A 16043-nucleotide genomic window follows, 5' to 3' on the forward strand; every position below is an offset into this window, starting at 1 on the left:
TCCCGCAATCAACCGCGCAGGCCCCAGCGCAGGCACGTCCCTCAGGTCAGCGCTGTCATCACGCCGCGTTGGTACGCCGGCCGTGCGCACAAGCGCCGATACCACTGGTGCACATGCGGCAGATCGGGCCGGTCGATCGGCATTTCGAACCAGGCGTAGATGAAACTTCCCAGCGGAATATCGCCCATCGCGAATTGCTCGCCGGACAGATACGGCTGCTGTGCCAGGGCCGCATCCACGCGTGCCAGCAGCTCGCCCGACTGCGCCAGCGCGGCGGCGATGCGCGCGCCATCGCGTTCGGCCTCGGGGGTGCGCAGCACGCCCCAGAACAGGTCGCGGAAGACGCCGGCAAACGTGGAGGTGGTCCAGTCCATCCAGCGCTCGCCCAGCGCGCGTTCGGCCGGCGATGCCGGATACAGCGCCGGTGCGTACTGCGCAGCCAGATACCGCACGATCGCATTGGATTCCCACAACACCAGTGCGCCATCCTGCAGCGTCGGCACCAGCCCGTTCGGGTTCAGTGCGCGATATTCGGGCGTAGTGTTGCCACCGAATGCGCCCCCCACCTCGATCGAGGCATAGGCCACACCGGCTTCTTCGGCGCACCACAGCACCTTGCGCACATTGCTGGAGTTGCGCCGCCCCCACACAGTGATACTCGGCGGAGTGGGGTCGCTGGCCGCATGCGTCATCGTCATTTCCCTGCAGGCTTGGCGGGTGCGCGCGCGGCGCGCTTATTTCCCGGTGACGTCGCCGGTGACGGCGACGCCGCGGCAGGTGCTGCAGTTTTCGCGCGGCGGCCGCTGCCCTGGGGCGTATCGCGCACCCACAGGGCCTGCTCGTCCTGCCTGATCTCGAACAAGCCGATCGCGCGCACCAGGTCGCTGAGCTTGCGATAGCCATAGTTGCGCGGATCGAACGAGGCCTGGTTGGCTACCTGCTTGCCCACCGCGCTCAGCAACGCCCAGCCATCGTCTTCGCAGGCGCTGACGATGGCATTGCGCAGCATCTGCACCAGCCGCGTGTCGCTGCGCAATGCGGTTGCATCCTTGCGCCCGGCAGCAGTGTCGCTGGCTGCAGCGGCCTGCTCGCCCAGCGCTTCCACGTAGGTGAATTTGGAGCAGGCATTGACGAACGGTGCCGGTGTCTTCTTTTCGCCGAAACCATAGACCTTCATGCCATCGGTGAGCAGGCGCATCACCAAGGGGGTGAAGTCCGCATCGCTGGAGACGATGGCAAACCCGTCGAGGTTGCGCGCGTACAACAGGTCCATCGCATCGATCACCATGGCCATGTCCGAGGCGTTCTTGCCGGAGCTGTAGGCAAACTGCTGGATCGGCCGGATCGCGTAATCGTGCAGCGCCGCTTCCCAGCCCTTCAGGTGCGGGCTCTTCCAGTTGCCATAGGCGCGGCGCACATTGGCCACGCCATAGCGCGCCACTTCCGCCAGCACCACATCGATCTTGCCGGCGGGCGCGTTGTCGGCGTCGATCAGCAAGGCGATCCGCTTGTCGGGATGGTCGGTCATGCTCAAGGCTCCGCTGCAGCGTCTGTGGCGGTTTCGGTTTCGGTTTCGGTGTCCATTTCCGGATCCGATTCTGTCTCGGCATCCGCATCTGCATCTGCATCGAGCGCGGCCTCTTCTGCGCTCTGCGCAGCCGGCAGGCTGTACTGCGTGCCATCGCGCAGGGTCAGCACCCCATCGCTCAGGATCTCCTGGTCGGCACCGGCGCTGATCCAGGTTGCCTGGACGCGACCGGCGCCACGGTCGCCTTCCACATCGAACACGAACTCCTCGCCGCCCGGTGCCATTCCGGTGCGCACCAGATCCACCCGCATGCTGCGGATCTGGCCGATATGTTCCTGCACCACCGCATCGTCCTGCAGCGCGCTGCGCGCCTGCTCGGCAAACACCGACCAGCCCGTGTTGACCAGCCACATGGCTGCGGCCAGCACCACCACCCCGAACGCACTTGCGCAGGCCAGGATGCCGATCAGGCCGATGGCCACGCCGCTGAGCGGCTTCCTGGCGGCAGGGACGATCGGTGCTGCGGTGGGCGCTGGTGCGGGCGGCAGCGGGGGCAAGGGCGGCGGGAACGAAGACATGCGAAGACCGTCGAAGATGGATGCGACATGATGCCGCAGGCGCGCTGCGCCCACGCATCATGTTCATTGGCACTTTGGCATGCTGTCGAGCCCGCGTCGCGCTCCATCGGACTCCTACGATGACCTCTTCCCCTTCTCCCGCTCCGCTGCATCTGGTCGTGGTGGGTGGCGGTTTCGCCGGTTTGTGGGCGACCCGCGCGCTCGACGACCCCGGCATCCGCATCACCCTGATCGACCGTCAGAACCACCACCTGTTCCAGCCGCTGCTGTACCAGGTGGCCACCGCCGGCCTCTCGGCGCCGGACATCGCCGCGCCGTTGCGGCACATCCTGCGCGAGCAGCGCAATGTCGAAGTGCAACTCGGCGATGTGGTCGAAATCGCGCCCGGCCGCCGCCAGGTGATGCTGGCCGATGGCAAGACGGTCGGTTACGACCTGCTGCTGCTCGCCACCGGTGCCACGCACGCCTACTTCGGCAACGACCAGTGGGCCGAGCACGCCCCCGGGTTGAAGACGCTGTACGACGCACTGGTGCTGCGCCGCAAGCTGCTGCTGGCCTTCGAGCGCGCCGAAGCCGAAACCGATCCCGCCGCGCGCGCTGCATGGCTGAGCTTTGCGGTGGTCGGTGGCGGACCCACCGGGGTGGAACTGGCCGGCACCCTGGCCGAGATCGCCCGCCACACGCTCAAGAACGAATTCCGCCACATCGACCCGCGCCAGGCGCGGGTACGCCTGGTCGAAGCCGGCCCGCGCGTGTTGCCCTCGTTCCCGGACGACCTCACCGCCAAGGCGCGCAAGCAGCTGGAACGGCTCGGCGTGGAAGTGCACACCGGCACCCCGGTGACGCATATCGATGCGCAGGGCTACCAGCTTGGCGAGACCTTCGTGCCCGCGCGCACCGTGGTGTGGGCCGCCGGCGTGGCGGCCTCGCCGCTGGCGCGCACCCTGGGCGTGCCACTGGACCGCGCCGGCCGCGTCCTGGTGGAGCCGGACCTGAGCGTGCCCGGCCATCCGGACATCTTCGTCGGCGGCGACCTGGCCGCGCTGCAGCAGGATGGCCGCCCGGTCCCGGGCGTGGCGCCGGCCGCCAAGCAGATGGGCAAGCACATCGCCAAGGCGATCCGTGCGCGCCAGCGCGGCCGGGCGGTGCCTGCATTCCGTTACCAGGACTATGGCAACCTTGCCACCATCGGCCGCATGGCGGCCATCGTGCACGTGGGCAAGCTCAAGCTTTCCGGTATCGTGGCGTGGTGGTTCTGGCTGGCCGCGCACGTGTATTTCCTGATCGGCTTCCGCAACCGTTTCGTGGTGCTGGTGAACTGGGCGATGGCGTACTGGAGCTACCAGCGCGCCGCGCGCATCATCTTCGGCGGCGCCACCGACGACCCGCCGCCCAACAGCAAGGACGGGTGACAGCGGCGCGTGCGGTACGCGATGCTGTGCGGCCTGATTTGACGGCCTGACCGTGGCGACTGTCCTGTTCCTGCTGGATCTGCTCGGTACTTTCGTGTTCGCCCTGAGCGGGGCGACGGTGGCCGTACGCAATCGCCTGGACCTGTTCGGCGTGCTGGTGCTGTCGTGCGCGGCGGCGGTCTCCGGCGGCATCGCGCGCGACCTGCTGGTCGCACGCACGCCGGTGGTCTTGCAGGCCGAACTGTATGCGGTGGCCGCACTCGCCGGCGGTGGGCTGGTGGCGATCGGGCATGTGCTCGGGGTGCCGCAGGCCTGGTCGCTGGCGACCGGTGCCGGCGTCTGTTTCGGCCTGCGTTTCATGGCCATCCGCTACGGCTGGCACTTGCCTGTCGCGCGCCTGCCGGAATAGTCGTCGTCGGCCAGAGCGACGCCGCCGGCAGCATCGCCCGGGCAGTGCGTCAGCGCCCTGAGAAGCAGGAAAAGCTGCAGGCCTGCAACGCAAACGGCCCGGAAAACCGGGCCGTTCGTGCAACAGCTATCGCCTGATCGAAAGAATCAGGCGACGAACAACGCCTTCATCTTCTTCAGCGCGTTCGCCTCGATCTGGCGGATGCGCTCGGCCGACACGCCGTACTCATCGGCCAGTTCCTGCAGCGTCACCTTGGACTCCGAATCCAGCCAGCGGCGCTTGACGATATCGCGCGAGCGGGTATCCAGGCCGGCCATGCCTTCGCGCAGCAGCTGCAGCTGGTTGTCTTCGCTGTCGTGCCGCTCGTAGGCCTGCGAGGGATCTTCCTCGTTGGCCACCAGATAACTCACCGGCGACGGCGGACCATGGTCGTCGTCCTCGTCCGAAGAGGCGTCGAAGCCGATATCGCGACCGGACAGGCGCGACTCCATCTCCATGACTTCGCGCTCGGAGACGTTCAGATCCTTGGCGACCGCAGTCACCTCGGACGCATTGAGCCAGCCCAGGCGCGTCTTGGATTTGCGCAGGTTGAAGAACAGCTTGCGCTGCGCCTTGGTCGTGGCGACCTTGACGATGCGCCAGTTCTTCAGGATGAACTCGTGCATTTCCGCACGGATCCAATGCACCGCGAAGCTTACCAGGCGCACGCCCATATCCGGGTCGAAGCGCTTGACCGCCTTCATCAGGCCGATATTGCCTTCCTGGATCAAATCGCCCAGCGGCAGGCCGTAGCCGTTGTAGCCGCGGGCCACATGCACCACGAAGCGCAGGTGGGAATGGACCAATTCACGCGCCGCGTCCAGATCCAGCTCGTCGCGGAAACGGCGAGCCAGATCCTGCTCCTCATCGACCGACAGCACCGGGATCTGGTGCACGGCACCGATGTAGGCGTCCAGCGAACCGAGCGCACTTGGAATCGGGAGATTGTTTGCCACGAGGGCAGTCGAAGTCGTCTGGTTCATAGGCACCATCTTAGCAGTCGAACTATTGGACTGCCGGGTACAGGAAGAGTTCCCAGCGTTCCATTCATAGGACATTCGCAATTGAGACCCTGACGGCGTTCTACCGCGGGGATCTCCGATCTCGGTGGCTACGCTACCACCGACACCCTGCGCAGACCGTGACAAAACTGCCGCCAATGGACCTGGCGCGGGCGCTGTTCAGCCGGCGGCCGAGGTTGTGTCCAGCGCGTTGCGCGGCGGCAGCGACCAGTCGATCGGGCCCAGCCCACGGCGCTGCAGGTGCTCGTTGGCCCTGGAGAAATGCTTGCACCCCAGGAAACCGCGGTGCGCCGACAGCGGCGAGGGATGCGGAGCCTTGAATACCCGGTGCCGTGCCTGATCGATGACCTTGCCCTTGGACTGCGCGTAGCTGCCCCACAGCAGGAACACCAGCCCTTCGCGCTCGCGGTTGAGGGTTTCCACCACGTGGTCGGTGAAGCCTTCCCAGCCCTTGTTCTGGTGTGCACCGGCCCGGCCCTGCTCCACCGTCAGCACCGCATTGAGCAGCAGCACGCCCTGGCGCGCCCAGGGCATCAGATAGCCATGGTCGGGACGCGGGATGCCCAGATCGTCCTGGATTTCCTTGTAGATATTGAGCAGCGACGGCGGCACCGGCACGCCCGGCAACACCGAAAAGCACAGCCCGTGTGCCTGGCCCTCGCCGTGATACGGGTCCTGGCCCAGGATGACCACCTTGACCTGCTCGAACGGGGTGGCGTCGAAGGCGGCGAAGATCTGCGGACCGGGCGGGAACACCCGCGCACCGGCGGCCTTGCGCTGGCGCAGGAAGGCCGACAGCTCCTGCATTTCCGGGCGCAGCAACCAGTCGCCCACCCTGGCCTTCCACGACGGTTCCAGCTGGATGCGTGCTTCCGCTTCGGTCATAGCATCACGGCCTGGTCTTCCAGGCGTGCCAGGCGCAGCTGGAACAGCACCTTGGTGACCAGCAGGCGCTCTTCGATGGGCTTTTGCACCAAGTCGTTGGCACCGGCGCGCAGCAGCTCGGACTGGTTGCGCGGGTTGGTGTCGCCGGTCATCACCAGCACCGGCAGGCGGCGCTTGCCGTAGGCGAAGTCGATGCGGATGCGTTCGACCACGTCGCGCCCGTTGAGCTCGCCCTTGAGGGTGACGTCGGTCAGCACCACGTCGATACGGCGCTCGGTCCGGCCCAGCGATTCGGCGGTGAGCAGCGCGAACGCGTCCTCGGCGGTGAGCACATGCACCACCTTCAGGCTCTGGCGCTCGAGCATGCGCTTGGTCGCTTCGGCCACCACGCGGCTGTCCTCGATGTACAGCACGGTGGCGCCGACCACCGGCTCGGGCTGCACGTAGCCGCGGATGAAGGTGGCCAGGGCTTCGTGGCCCAGCGCCTTGTCGAAATAGTCGGTGACGTATTCGGTGAAGCGGCGTTCGACCAGGTGCTGCTGCGCGTCGCCAGAGACCACGATCACCGGCACATAGGCCTGGCCGGCGGCCTCGCGCACGCTGCGCGCCAGCGCCAGGCCATCGCCGTCGGGCAACGACAGCGAGGTGGTGACCAGATCCATGGCGCCGGCTTCCAGCGCGTCGCGCGCTTCGGCGATGCTGGCGCAGCCGATCACCTGCACGTTGGGCAGGTCGCGCGTGAGCACGTCGGCAATGAGCTTGCGCACCAGCTTCGAGCCATCGACGACCATCACGCGCGGCGCGTCGCTGATCAGGTGTTTGAGATCTGGTGGATGCATGGCAGGTCTCAGGTCTCGGTGGGACGGGTCTGGCGGAGGAAGTGGCCGGTCACCAGCCAGGCGCCCAGCCAACCCAGGACCAGGGTACCGACAAGCACCATTGCAGAATGCAGCAGATCCAGCCCGTGCAGGGTAAAGGAACTGCCATAGCTATCGGCCAATGTGGCCAAAGGTGTACGCAAGGCCAAACCGGAAGCGCCAATCAGGGCAAGCGCGACCGCGCCGGCACCCAGGCCGTACCACGCGCCCAGATACAGGAACGGGCGACGGATGAAGCCGTCGCTGGCGCCCAGCAGTTGCAGCACGCCGATTTCCTCGCGCCGCGACTGGATGTCCAGCCGCACGGTGTTGCCGACCACCAGCACCGCGCCGATGCCGAGCAGGGTCGACAGTACCTGCACCAGCCGCTCGCCGAAGTGCAGCCAGCCATCCAGACGCTTGCGCCACAGCGCGTCGTGCTGCACCTGGTCGGCCTGCGGCAGCGCCTGCAGCGCGCTGGCCAGCTGTGCATCGTCGCCGGTCTCGGCCGGGGTCACGATCAGCAGCGTGGGCAGCGGGTTGTCGCCCAACGCATCGGCGGCCTCGTCGAGCTTGGCGCTCTCGCGCAAATCGGCCAGGCCCTGTTCGGGAGTACGCAGCGTGACCTGCGCCACATCCGGGCGGCCACGCAACTGCTCGGCCAGCGCCTGCGCCGCATCGGCGGCGACATCGACCTTCAGGAACAGATTGATCTCGCGCGACTGCTGCACGCTGCCGGCCAGCAGCTTGACGTTGTCCAGCGCGATCGACAGCCCCAGCGGCAGCGCCAGCGCCAAGGCCATCACCACGATGGTCAGCAATGTGGCCCATGGCTTGCGCATTGCGCGGCCCAGGCTGAAGGCGATGCTGTGCAGGTGGTGGTCGACCCATACGCCAAGGCGCGAGGGCGCCACGGCTTCGCTGTTGGCGAGCTTGCTCATTCGGCCAGATCCTGCGGCGAGATGTCGTCGACCAGGCGGCCGTGATCCAGGATCAGCACGCGCTTGCGCATCTGCTTGAGCAGCGCCAGGTCGTGGCTGACCACCAGCACGCTGGTGCCGCGCGCAGGCAGCTCGGCGAACAGCTGCATGATCTCCGCGGCCAGGGCCGGGTCGAGGTTGCCGGTGGGCTCGTCGGCCACCAGCAGGCGCGGTTCGCCGACGATGGCGCGGGCGATGCCCACGCGTTGCTGTTCGCCGGCGGAGAGTTGCGACGGCAGCGCCTTTTCGCGGTTGGCCAGGCCGATGCGTTCCAGCGCCGAGCGCACGCGCTTGCCGATCTCGGCGCGACGGGTGCCGCGCAGGATCAACGGCAACGCCACGTTCTCGGCGATGCTGCGGTCGTTGAGCAGACGGTGATCCTGGTAGACCGCACCCACCTGCCGGCGATGCAGCGGAATCTGCCGGCCACGCACCTTGAGCAGGTTGCGTTCGCCCAGCAGCACCGTGCCCTGGCTTGGCCGCTCGCTGAGGTGGATCAACTTGAGCAAGGTACTTTTGCCGGCGCCGGAGTGGCCGGTCACGAACAGCATCTCGCCATCGGCCACTTCGAAGCTGACATCGGTCAGCGCCTGGTGGCCACCGGCGTAGTGCTTGCTGACGTTGTCGAAACGCAGAACGGTCATTCAGCGATTATGCCGGAGCGCCAGCGCTTGCGTCGCATCGCCGGACACCGGCGATGCGATTGCTTCGCCCGGACGTCAGCTGCCCGACACCAGCGAACGCAGGCGGCGCCCGATCCGGCTCAGCAACGACGGGCTGCCAGCCGGCTGGGCTGCGGCGCGCACCGGCTTGGCGATCACCTGGGTCGGCTTGCGCGGTGCGGCGGGTGCCGGCACGGGCGTGGATGCCACGACCGGCTCGCCACCTTCGACCGGTCGGCCGTTGCGACGACGACGGCGCTTGCGCGGTGCGCGCTCGGAGTCGCCGACGACCGTCGATGGTGCCCGTTCCGCCGCCGCCGGCACCACCGGTGCCACGGCCGGCGTTGCGGTCGCCTCGCCTTCCACCCGCGGCTTGCGGCGCGGACGCGGCTTGCCATCGCCGCTGCCGCCTTCACGACGACCGCCACCACCGCGCGAACCGCCACCGCCCGGACCGCTGCGGCCGCCACCACGGCGGGCCTCGTCGGCGGCACGCTGCTCGCGCGCCTCGCGGAAGATCGTGCCCACGCTTTCGCCGTCGCTATCGGCGTCTTCGCCTTCCACCGGCGTGCGCGGCGCGCGCGGCAGCGGGGTCAGCAGTTCGGAGGTCACCGGCTCGACCGGGATCTTCTGCTCGATGTAGGCCTCGATGTCCGGCAGGCTCATCGCATAGCGCTCGCAGGCGAAGCTGATCGCATCGCCCTCTTCGCCCAGGCGCGCGGTGCGGCCGATGCGGTGCACATAGTCTTCGGCGTCGAACGGCAGGTCGTAGTTGTAGACGTACTTGACCCCGTCGATATGCAGGCCGCGCGCGGCCACGTCGGTGGCCACCAGGATCTCCAGCTGGCCTTTCTGGAAGCGGTTGAGCAGCGACTCGCGCTTCTTCTGCGGCACGTCGCCCGACAGCACGCCGACCCGGTAGCCGTTGCGCTCCAGGGTGCGCGCCACCCGCTCCACGAACGCCTTGGTGTTGACGAACACCATGGTGCGCGCGCCTTCGCTGCGCGACAGCAGGCCCAGCAGCAGCGTCTGCTTCTCTTCGTCGGAGGGAAAGTAGATGCGCTGGCGCACCCGTGCGGCGGTGATGGTCTCGGTCTCGACCACCAGCTTTTCCGGCTCGTTCATGTGCTCGTAGGCCAGTTCCAGCACGCGGTGGCTCAGCGTGGCCGAGAACAACAGGGTCTGGCGGGTACCGCGCTCGGGCATGCGCCGCAGCAGGAAGCGGATGTCCTTGATGAAGCCCAGGTCGAACATGCGGTCGGCTTCGTCCAGCACGCAGATCTCGCAGGCGTGCAGCGAGACCACCTTGTGCTGCTTGACGTAGTCGATTAGCCGGCCCGGGGTGGCGATGATCACGTCCACGCCCTGCTGCAGCAGTTCGCGCTGCTTGTCGTAGTCCACCCCGCCGTAGACCAGCGCAAAGCGCAGGCCCAGCTCGGCGCCGAACTTCACCGCATCCTTGTGGATCTGGATGGCCAGCTCGCGGGTGGGGGCCAGGATCAGCGCGCGCGGGTCTTCCGGCTTGCGGTCGGCCAGCGCCGGGCGGCTCAGCAGGCGGTTCATCACCGCCACCAGGAACGCCAGGGTCTTGCCGGTGCCGGTCTGGGCCTGGCCGGCGACATCGCCGCCCGGCAGCGCGACCGGCAGGGTCAGCGCCTGGATCGGGGTACACCGGGTAAACCCGGCGCTCTCCAGCCCGGCGATCAGCGTCGGATGCAGGTCGAACGAGGAAAAAGTCAAATCGGTCAGCGGTTTGTCGCTCATTATTCCGTCTTCGTGAGGCGCCCTGGGCAGCCCGGGCGCGGCTTGCATCGATGCCGACAGCGTCGCAAACTGCGGCTCTTGTGGCGGACAGCGCGGCTTCAGGACTGGCACTTGATTCAGTCGCGCAATGCCCCAGTTTAACGCAATGTGGCGGCCTGCCCGATCGGGTGGGCCGTTTGGTTTCCAGGAGACCCAACGTGAGCGACAAGGTTCAACATGTCGGCGATGCCGATTTCGAGACAGCCGTACTGCAATCGGGCGAACCGGTTCTGGTGGATTTCTGGGCCGAATGGTGCGGCCCCTGCAAGATGATCGCCCCGGTGCTGGACGATCTGGCCGATACCTACCAGGGCAGGCTCAAGGTTGCCAAGGTCAACGTGGACCAAAACCGCGCCCTGGCCATCAAGTATCACGTCCGTTCGATCCCGATGCTGCTGCTGTTCAAGGACGGCGAGGTCCAGGCCAGCCAGATCGGGGCGGTTGGCAAGGGCCAGCTGACCCAGATGATCGACAAGACTCTGGGCGGCGCGGCCGCCTGAGTTGGGTGGGCGTCCAGCGATGGGCGCCTGCGCGGTTCGCCAGCAGTTAAATCCTGCCATGGCAGACGCTTGCGCGGTCACGCACCGCGGTGATAGTGTCAGTTGGTCCGGCACACGTTCGTGCGCCGCCGTACCCCTCTAGAAACTCTTCTAGACTCCCATCTACCAATAGTTCGCCCCCTAGCTGGGCGCTCGCACCTTAGCGAGGAATCACGCACTTGTCCGATCAACCTTCCTCCGATACCGGGAGCAGCGTCGACGCTCCCGTCGAGAAGCGCGTGCGCAAGCCGCGCGCGAGCAAGACCGCCGTCGCCCATGACGATGCCGGCACGCAGCAACCCAATCTGCCCTTGCCCGCCAGCCCCGCACCCGACGCCCCCCGCGCCCCGCAGGCACCGTCGCACGCTGCCGAATCGGCACCGGCGCAGACGTCCGGCGATGGCGCGGCTGCCGGCAACAGCACACCCAGCGCTCCCCCGGGCGGCGACAGCCAGAGCGAGCCGCGCGAGGGCGGCCAGTCGCAGCAGCAGCGCTTCAATCAGGCGCAGCAACAGCAGCACCAGAATCAGGCGCAGAGCCAGGGCCAGAACCAAGGTCAAGGTCAAGGTCAGCAGCAGGGTCAGGGCCAGAACGGCGGCCAGCATCAGCAGGGCCAGGGGCAGAACCAGCAGGGCAATCGCCGCGACCGTTTCCGCAACCGGCGCGACCGCGGTCCGCGCGACCGCTTCGGCAATGACGGCGGCGGCATGCCGTCCTCCGATGGCAGCAATGAGCCGTTCGTGGCGCGTCCGCATCCGGCCGTGCCGGAGGGCTTCCCGGTCTATTCGCTGAGCGACCTCAAGCGCATGCCGGCGCAGAAGCTGCTCGATATCGCCGACCAGCTCAACATCCAGGAAGGCGTGGCGCGCGCGCGCAAGCAGGACGTGATCTTCGCCCTGCTGAAGGTGCTCACCCGTCATGGCGAAGGCGTTGCCGCCGACGGCGTGCTGGAAATCCTGCCCGATGGTTTCGGTTTCCTGCGCGCTGCAGAAGCCAGCTACCTGGCCGGCCCGGACGATACCTATATCTCGCCCAGCCAGATCCGCCGCTTCAACCTGCGTACCGGCGATCACCTGTCCGGCCGCATCCGCTTCCCCAAGGACGGCGAGCGCTATTTCGCGCTGTCGATCGTGGACACCATCAACGGTGAGCCGCTGGAAGCCAGCAAGAACAAGGTGCTGTTCGAGAACCTGACCCCGCTGTTCCCGCGTCGCCGCTTCCGCCTGGAACGTGGCGATGGGTCCACCGAGGACATCACCGGCCGCATCCTGGATCTGATGGCGCCGCAGGGCAAGGGTCAGCGTGCGCTGATCGTCTCCCCGCCCAAGGCCGGCAAGACGATGATGATGCAGCAGGTGGCCACCGCCATCACCACCAATCATCCCGAAGTGCACATGATCGTGCTGCTGATCGACGAGCGCCCGGAAGAAGTGACCGAAATGCAGCGCACCGTGCGCGGCGAGGTCATCTCCTCCACGTTCGACGAGCCGGCCGCGCGCCATGTACAGGTCGCCGAGATGGTGATCGAGCGGGCCAAGCGCCTGGTCGAGCACAAGAAGGACGTGGTGATCCTGCTGGACTCGATCACCCGCCTGGCGCGCGCCTACAACAACGTGGTGCCCAGCTCCGGCAAGGTGCTCACCGGTGGTGTGGACGCCAACGCCCTGCACCGCCCGAAGCGCTTCTTCGGCGCGGCGCGTAACGTGGAAGAAGGCGGCTCGCTGACCATCATCGCCACGGCGCTGGTGGAAACCGGCAGCAAGATGGACGAGGTGATCTACGAAGAGTTCAAGGGCACCGGCAACAGCGAAGTGCATCTGAACCGTCGCATCACCGAAAAGCGCGTGTATCCGGCGATCGACATCAACCGTTCGGGCACGCGCCGCGAAGATCTGTTGATCGAGCCGGAGCTGCTGCAGAAGATCTGGATCCTGCGCAAGCTGCTGCACCCGATGGACGAAATCGCCGCAATGGAATTCCTGCTGGACAAGATGAAGACCACCAAGTCCAACGACGAGTTCTTCAGTTCGATGAAGCGCTGATCCCAGCCTGCGGTACCGAAACGAAAAACCCCCGCGCTGCGGGGGTTTTTTGTGGGCGTGGTTCGAGGCGAGCAGACATCGTCGCTGCATTTGGCCGCATTGCCGATGGGCGAGCCGCATCGCTGCCTGGAGGCTGGTTGAAATCGACCCTAACGACGGGTGACGCTCCGGCCGTCACCGCTGCATCGCATGGCGCCCGCGCTGCACGCTGTTTCCAGCATGCTCACGCCAGCCGCCGCGATTCTGCGTATGGCGGCGTATCGGGGTAATCGTCCTCGCGCAGGCGCGCCTGCAGGTCGCGCCACCACTGCGGGTCGAACAGTTCCGGGTGGATATGCTTGACCGCTTCCAGCTGCGAGGGCGGCAGGCCCATGAACAAGGCGAAGCGCTCGGGAAAGACATCGCGCGGGCCGACATGGAACCACGGTTCGGCCGCCATCTGCTCTTCGTAGGTGGTGGGTGTGGGCCAGTCGCGAAAGGTGCATTCTGTGATCAGGCACAGCTCGTCGTAGTCGTAGAACACCGCACGCTGGTGCCGGGTGATGCCGAAGTTCTTCAGCAGCATGTCGCCGGGAAAGATGTTGTTGCGCGCCATGTCCTTGATCGCCTGGCCGTAGTCCAGCGCCGCGGCATGCGCCGCTTCGGGCAGCTGTTCGCGCAGATAAAGATTGAGCGGGCGCAGACGCCGTTGCACATAGCACAGCGCGATGAGTACATCGTCGCCATCTTCGCTCAGGCTCGTAGCGCAGCTGGTCTGCAGCTCCTGCAGCAACGCCGGCGAGAAGCGCGATTTGGGAAAGCGCAGGTAGCGATACGGCTGCGCGTCGAGCAGGCGGCCGATGCGATCGAGCTGGAAGACCAACTCGTACTTGCCCTCCACCTGCGCACGGCTCATGGTCTTGGGATAGGCGAAGCGGTCGCGGATGAGCTTGAACACCAGCGGATAACTGGGCAGGGTGAACACCACCATGACCATGCCGGGCGTGCCATCGGCATGCACCAGCTGCTCGGACGGCTGGGCCTGGAAATGGCTGAAGAACGTGCGATAACGTTCGGTCTTGCCCTGCTTGGCGCGGCCCAGCATGGTGTACAACTCGTCCACCGGCTTGTGGGTCAACAGGCTGCGCAGGAATACCACAGCATCGCCGACAGTCGACAGGTCGGCTTGAAAATAGCTGCGCGAGTTGCTGAACAGTTGGGCGACATCACTGCGCTTGGTCAACACCGCTTCGGCACGCAAGCCAGCGGCGTCGTTGACCAGCGCGATCACGCACGGCGAGAAGCGATGTTCGCCAAACACGCGGCCGACCAGATAGGCGCGCCGTTCGCGGTAGAACACCGTCTCCAGCAACTCCACGCTGCGCACCGGGTGCTCGCCCCAGTGCGCAAGATCGTCGAGCAGGCGCACGGCAATGGCCGCCGCGCACCGCGTGCGATGCGCATACGGCACGGCGAACGCGTAGTCGCCCAGCACCCGCACCAGCATGTCGGTCAACCGGCCGGGCGAGACCGCATAGGTGTGGCGCGCCACCGGCACGGTGATGGCGTCGGTGGGTTCGATATCCAGCGCAATGAATTCGATATCGGCATCCACGCCGTGGGTACCGAAGTAGCGCCGGGTCAGGGTGTTGTAGAAGGTCTTGTATAGCTCCTGATCGATCAACCCGACCAGCAGCGCAGCGTAGTGGTTGCGCGCACGCATCCACAGCGCGCGATCGTGCGCCTGCCCCATCAGCACTGCACGCAGGCGCAGCATGCACTCGGTGATGTACTGGTCGTAGAGCGCGATGCGCGCCACCGCGTCCTCGCGCGCGCCGCTCCAGTCGCGCGTTTCGAAGCGCTGCCTGGCTCGGGCAGTGATTTCGGAGAAACGCGCGTGGTAATCCTCGAAGGCTTCATACACCGCGTGGGCGATCGCCAACGCGCGGCGTTCGGATTGCGGCGGCAAGGGTGACTGGCTCATGCCGGCAGTGTCCTGGAGCGCTTGCGGCGGCGCGTGGCGGGCGGTGCGGCCGGCGGCACGTCGGTCGCCTGCTGCGCGTGAGCGACATGTTCGCGCGCCTGCACCTGCAGCCACGCGCGGAACGCGAGAAAGCCGGCATGCGCAGCCGAGCGTGGCGGATACACCAGATAGTGCGACCAGCCGGTCTTGAGCCGCTGCGCGGACAGCGCCACCAGCTGGCCGGACGCCAGCAGCAGGCGTGCGCGGGTGACGCGCCCCAATGCCACGCCGACACCATCCAGCGCGGCGCGGTGATGCGCCTCGGAGTCGTCGAGCACCGCGGCATACCGCCGTGGCGCCTGTCCGCCGAACGCCGCAAACCAGCGCAGCCAGGCGTCGTCCGGGGCGCCCAGCAATGGCCAGTGCTGCAGCGGCGGTGCGTCCGCACCGCCCATGCGCGCGATCAGGGCTGGGCTTGCCATCGGGACCAGCCATTCGTCGAACAGCGGCTCGGCGATGACGCCCGGCCATTGCCCGGCGCCGATGCGCATGGCGCCATCGACCTGCTGCTGGCGCTCGAAGTCCACCAGCCGCTCGCTGGAAAGCAGATTGATCTCGATGGTGGGATGGTCGGCCAGGAATCCGCCCAGCCGCGGCACCAGCCAGGTGGACGCCATCGAGGGGGTGATGCTGAGGGTGAGCGTATCTTCACGGCGCGGGCCGAACGGCTGAAACGCCTCGGCGATCGCATCCAGATGCGGTGCGATGCGCTCCAGCAGCTGCTGACCCTGCGGCGTGGCGGTGACGCCACGCGCATGCCGCTGCAACAACGGATAGCCCAGGCGTTGCTCGAGCGCACGCATCTGGTGGCTGAGCGCGCTGACGGTCAGATGCATCGCGGCGGCGGCGCGCGACAGGTTGCCCAGGCGCACTGCGCTGACGAAGCCTTGCAAAGCGTGAAGCGGCGGACGCGACATGGGCAGACCCTTGAATGAAATTCAACCCGACGTTGCAAAAGCCTCGCTTTTGCCGCCTCTAGCCTGCGCCTACTGTGGATTCCACTCAAGTGGAGGCAGGATCATGCGCATCTTTACCGACTTGCTGTTCCAGCACGGGCACATTGCCGACGTGGCGCTTGCGCGGCAGCTGGCCGAGCCGGAGACCGTGGCGGACCCGGCAGTGCCGCAGGCCCCGGAGGCCGCTGCCGCACCCGACGCAGGACACATCGACGCGGCGCAACGCGCCCGACGCGAGCAACGCATGGCGCGCCGCACGCGCCGCCTGCTGCGCGCCGTCACGGCGCTGTCGCCCTTCCGCTGAAACGACAAGGCCCGCCTCTGGAGGA

Annotated in this window: 16 protein-coding genes; 5 read left to right on the forward strand and 11 right to left on the reverse strand. The window is 67.0% G+C overall.

Annotated elements, in window-relative coordinates; all coding sequences use genetic code 11:
- Window positions 1-41: 41 nt before the first annotated feature.
- From XcodCFBP4690_RS15800 to XcodCFBP4690_RS15810, 3 genes are read right to left on the reverse strand one after another with little or no spacing between them, the layout of a single operon-like run.
- Entirely contained in the window at window positions 42-698 is a 657-nt protein-coding gene (locus XcodCFBP4690_RS15800; RefSeq protein ID WP_279628114.1) for a glutathione S-transferase family protein, read from the reverse strand.
- Complete coding sequence (locus tag XcodCFBP4690_RS15805) at window positions 695-1534, reverse strand: NYN domain-containing protein (RefSeq protein WP_146091920.1); 840 nt, start codon at window positions 1532-1534, stop codon at window positions 695-697. The genes XcodCFBP4690_RS15800 and XcodCFBP4690_RS15805 overlap by 4 nt, the downstream gene beginning before the upstream one ends.
- On the reverse strand, window positions 1531-2106 hold the full coding sequence (locus tag XcodCFBP4690_RS15810) for a hypothetical protein (protein ID WP_104542375.1): 576 nt from the start codon (window positions 2104-2106) through the stop codon (window positions 1531-1533). Before XcodCFBP4690_RS15810 ends, XcodCFBP4690_RS15805 begins: the two co-directional genes overlap by 4 nt.
- A 119-nt stretch (window positions 2107-2225) precedes the next feature.
- Here XcodCFBP4690_RS15810 and XcodCFBP4690_RS15815 point away from each other — a divergent pair, with 119 nt between their 5' ends.
- Both XcodCFBP4690_RS15815 and XcodCFBP4690_RS15820 read left to right on the forward strand, forming a co-directional pair.
- The gene (locus XcodCFBP4690_RS15815) at window positions 2226-3518 is read left to right on the forward strand and encodes an NAD(P)/FAD-dependent oxidoreductase (protein ID WP_104542311.1); all 1293 of its coding nucleotides are present in this window, start codon (window positions 2226-2228) and stop codon (window positions 3516-3518) included.
- Window positions 3519-3570: 52 nt separating this feature from the next.
- Window positions 3571-3927: a trimeric intracellular cation channel family protein gene (locus XcodCFBP4690_RS15820; RefSeq protein WP_104542313.1), complete on the forward strand. Its 357-nt coding sequence runs from the start codon at window positions 3571-3573 to the stop codon at window positions 3925-3927.
- A 146-nt stretch (window positions 3928-4073) separates the two neighbouring features.
- On the opposite strand, the gene rpoH is transcribed toward XcodCFBP4690_RS15820, so the two are convergent.
- The 6 genes from rpoH to rhlB all read right to left on the reverse strand — a co-directional run bounded on the left by rpoH (window position 4074) and on the right by rhlB (window position 10136).
- On the reverse strand, window positions 4074-4949 hold the full coding sequence (gene rpoH / locus XcodCFBP4690_RS15825) for an RNA polymerase sigma factor RpoH (protein WP_104542315.1): 876 nt from the start codon (window positions 4947-4949) through the stop codon (window positions 4074-4076).
- A 198-nt stretch (window positions 4950-5147) separates the two neighbouring features.
- Window positions 5148-5873, reverse strand: a complete 726-nt coding sequence (gene ung / locus XcodCFBP4690_RS15830; RefSeq protein ID WP_104542317.1) for a uracil-DNA glycosylase — start codon at window positions 5871-5873, stop codon at window positions 5148-5150.
- Window positions 5870-6712 carry a response regulator gene (locus XcodCFBP4690_RS15835; protein ID WP_167394663.1) on the reverse strand — a complete coding sequence of 281 codons (843 nt, stop codon included), beginning with the start codon at window positions 6710-6712 and terminating at the stop codon, window positions 5870-5872. Before XcodCFBP4690_RS15835 ends, ung begins: the two co-directional genes overlap by 4 nt.
- A gap of 8 nt (window positions 6713-6720) precedes the next feature.
- Window positions 6721-7671: a permease-like cell division protein FtsX gene (ftsX, locus tag XcodCFBP4690_RS15840; RefSeq protein ID WP_104542319.1), complete on the reverse strand. Its 951-nt coding sequence runs from the start codon at window positions 7669-7671 to the stop codon at window positions 6721-6723.
- On the reverse strand, window positions 7668-8354 hold the full coding sequence (gene ftsE / locus XcodCFBP4690_RS15845; RefSeq protein WP_104542321.1) for a cell division ATP-binding protein FtsE: 687 nt from the start codon (window positions 8352-8354) through the stop codon (window positions 7668-7670). The genes ftsX and ftsE overlap by 4 nt, the downstream gene beginning before the upstream one ends.
- 75 nt (window positions 8355-8429) lie before the next feature.
- Complete coding sequence (rhlB, locus tag XcodCFBP4690_RS15850; protein ID WP_104542323.1) at window positions 8430-10136, reverse strand: ATP-dependent RNA helicase RhlB; 1707 nt, start codon at window positions 10134-10136, stop codon at window positions 8430-8432.
- Window positions 10137-10333: 197 nt separating this feature from the next.
- On the opposite strand from rhlB, the gene trxA reads away from it, so the two are divergent.
- Together trxA and rho are read left to right on the forward strand one after the other, a co-directional pair.
- The gene (gene trxA / locus XcodCFBP4690_RS15855) at window positions 10334-10675 is read left to right on the forward strand and encodes a thioredoxin TrxA (protein ID WP_039405310.1); all 342 of its coding nucleotides are present in this window, start codon (window positions 10334-10336) and stop codon (window positions 10673-10675) included.
- A 218-nt stretch (window positions 10676-10893) separates the two neighbouring features.
- Window positions 10894-12756 (forward strand): transcription termination factor Rho, encoded by a 1863-nt coding sequence (gene rho, locus XcodCFBP4690_RS15865; RefSeq protein ID WP_146091921.1) that lies wholly within the window; start codon window positions 10894-10896, stop codon window positions 12754-12756.
- Window positions 12757-12979: 223 nt separating this feature from the next.
- Here the strand turns inward: rho and aceK are convergent, their stop codons facing one another.
- Window positions 12980-14719, reverse strand: a complete 1740-nt coding sequence (gene aceK / locus XcodCFBP4690_RS15870; protein WP_104542327.1) for a bifunctional isocitrate dehydrogenase kinase/phosphatase — start codon at window positions 14717-14719, stop codon at window positions 12980-12982.
- Window positions 14716-15675: a LysR substrate-binding domain-containing protein gene (locus tag XcodCFBP4690_RS15875; protein ID WP_104542329.1), complete on the reverse strand. Its 960-nt coding sequence runs from the start codon at window positions 15673-15675 to the stop codon at window positions 14716-14718. Before XcodCFBP4690_RS15875 ends, aceK begins: the two co-directional genes overlap by 4 nt.
- A gap of 103 nt (window positions 15676-15778) precedes the next feature.
- Here XcodCFBP4690_RS15875 and XcodCFBP4690_RS15880 point away from each other — a divergent pair, with 103 nt between their 5' ends.
- The gene (locus XcodCFBP4690_RS15880) at window positions 15779-16018 is read left to right on the forward strand and encodes a hypothetical protein (protein ID WP_104542331.1); all 240 of its coding nucleotides are present in this window, start codon (window positions 15779-15781) and stop codon (window positions 16016-16018) included.
- Window positions 16019-16043: the final 25 nt, after the last annotated feature.

This window comes from Xanthomonas codiaei, from assembly GCF_002939785.1.
GTDB classification, from domain to species: domain Bacteria; phylum Pseudomonadota; class Gammaproteobacteria; order Xanthomonadales; family Xanthomonadaceae; genus Xanthomonas; species Xanthomonas codiaei.

Excerpts from the sequence above, each read along its gene's own strand:
- XcodCFBP4690_RS15835 (WP_167394663.1), bottom strand. The coding sequence starts at position 6,712 with ATGCATCCACCAGATCTCAAACACCTGATCAGCGACGCGCCGCGCGTG.
- XcodCFBP4690_RS15810 (WP_104542375.1), bottom strand. The coding sequence starts at position 2,106 with ATGTCTTCGTTCCCGCCGCCCTTGCCCCCGCTGCCGCCCGCACCAGCG.
- ftsX (WP_104542319.1), bottom strand. The coding sequence starts at position 7,671 with ATGAGCAAGCTCGCCAACAGCGAAGCCGTGGCGCCCTCGCGCCTTGGC.
- ung (WP_104542317.1), bottom strand. The coding sequence starts at position 5,873 with ATGACCGAAGCGGAAGCACGCATCCAGCTGGAACCGTCGTGGAAGGCC.
- rpoH (WP_104542315.1), bottom strand. The coding sequence starts at position 4,949 with ATGAACCAGACGACTTCGACTGCCCTCGTGGCAAACAATCTCCCGATT.
- XcodCFBP4690_RS15815 (WP_104542311.1), top strand. The coding sequence starts at position 2,226 with ATGACCTCTTCCCCTTCTCCCGCTCCGCTGCATCTGGTCGTGGTGGGT.
- aceK (WP_104542327.1), bottom strand. The coding sequence starts at position 14,719 with ATGAGCCAGTCACCCTTGCCGCCGCAATCCGAACGCCGCGCGTTGGCG.
- XcodCFBP4690_RS15875 (WP_104542329.1), bottom strand. The coding sequence starts at position 15,675 with ATGTCGCGTCCGCCGCTTCACGCTTTGCAAGGCTTCGTCAGCGCAGTG.
- XcodCFBP4690_RS15800 (WP_279628114.1), bottom strand. The coding sequence starts at position 698 with ATGACGATGACGCATGCGGCCAGCGACCCCACTCCGCCGAGTATCACT.
- XcodCFBP4690_RS15880 (WP_104542331.1), top strand. The coding sequence starts at position 15,779 with ATGCGCATCTTTACCGACTTGCTGTTCCAGCACGGGCACATTGCCGAC.
- rhlB (WP_104542323.1), bottom strand. The coding sequence starts at position 10,136 with ATGAGCGACAAACCGCTGACCGATTTGACTTTTTCCTCGTTCGACCTG.
- ftsE (WP_104542321.1), bottom strand. The coding sequence starts at position 8,354 with ATGACCGTTCTGCGTTTCGACAACGTCAGCAAGCACTACGCCGGTGGC.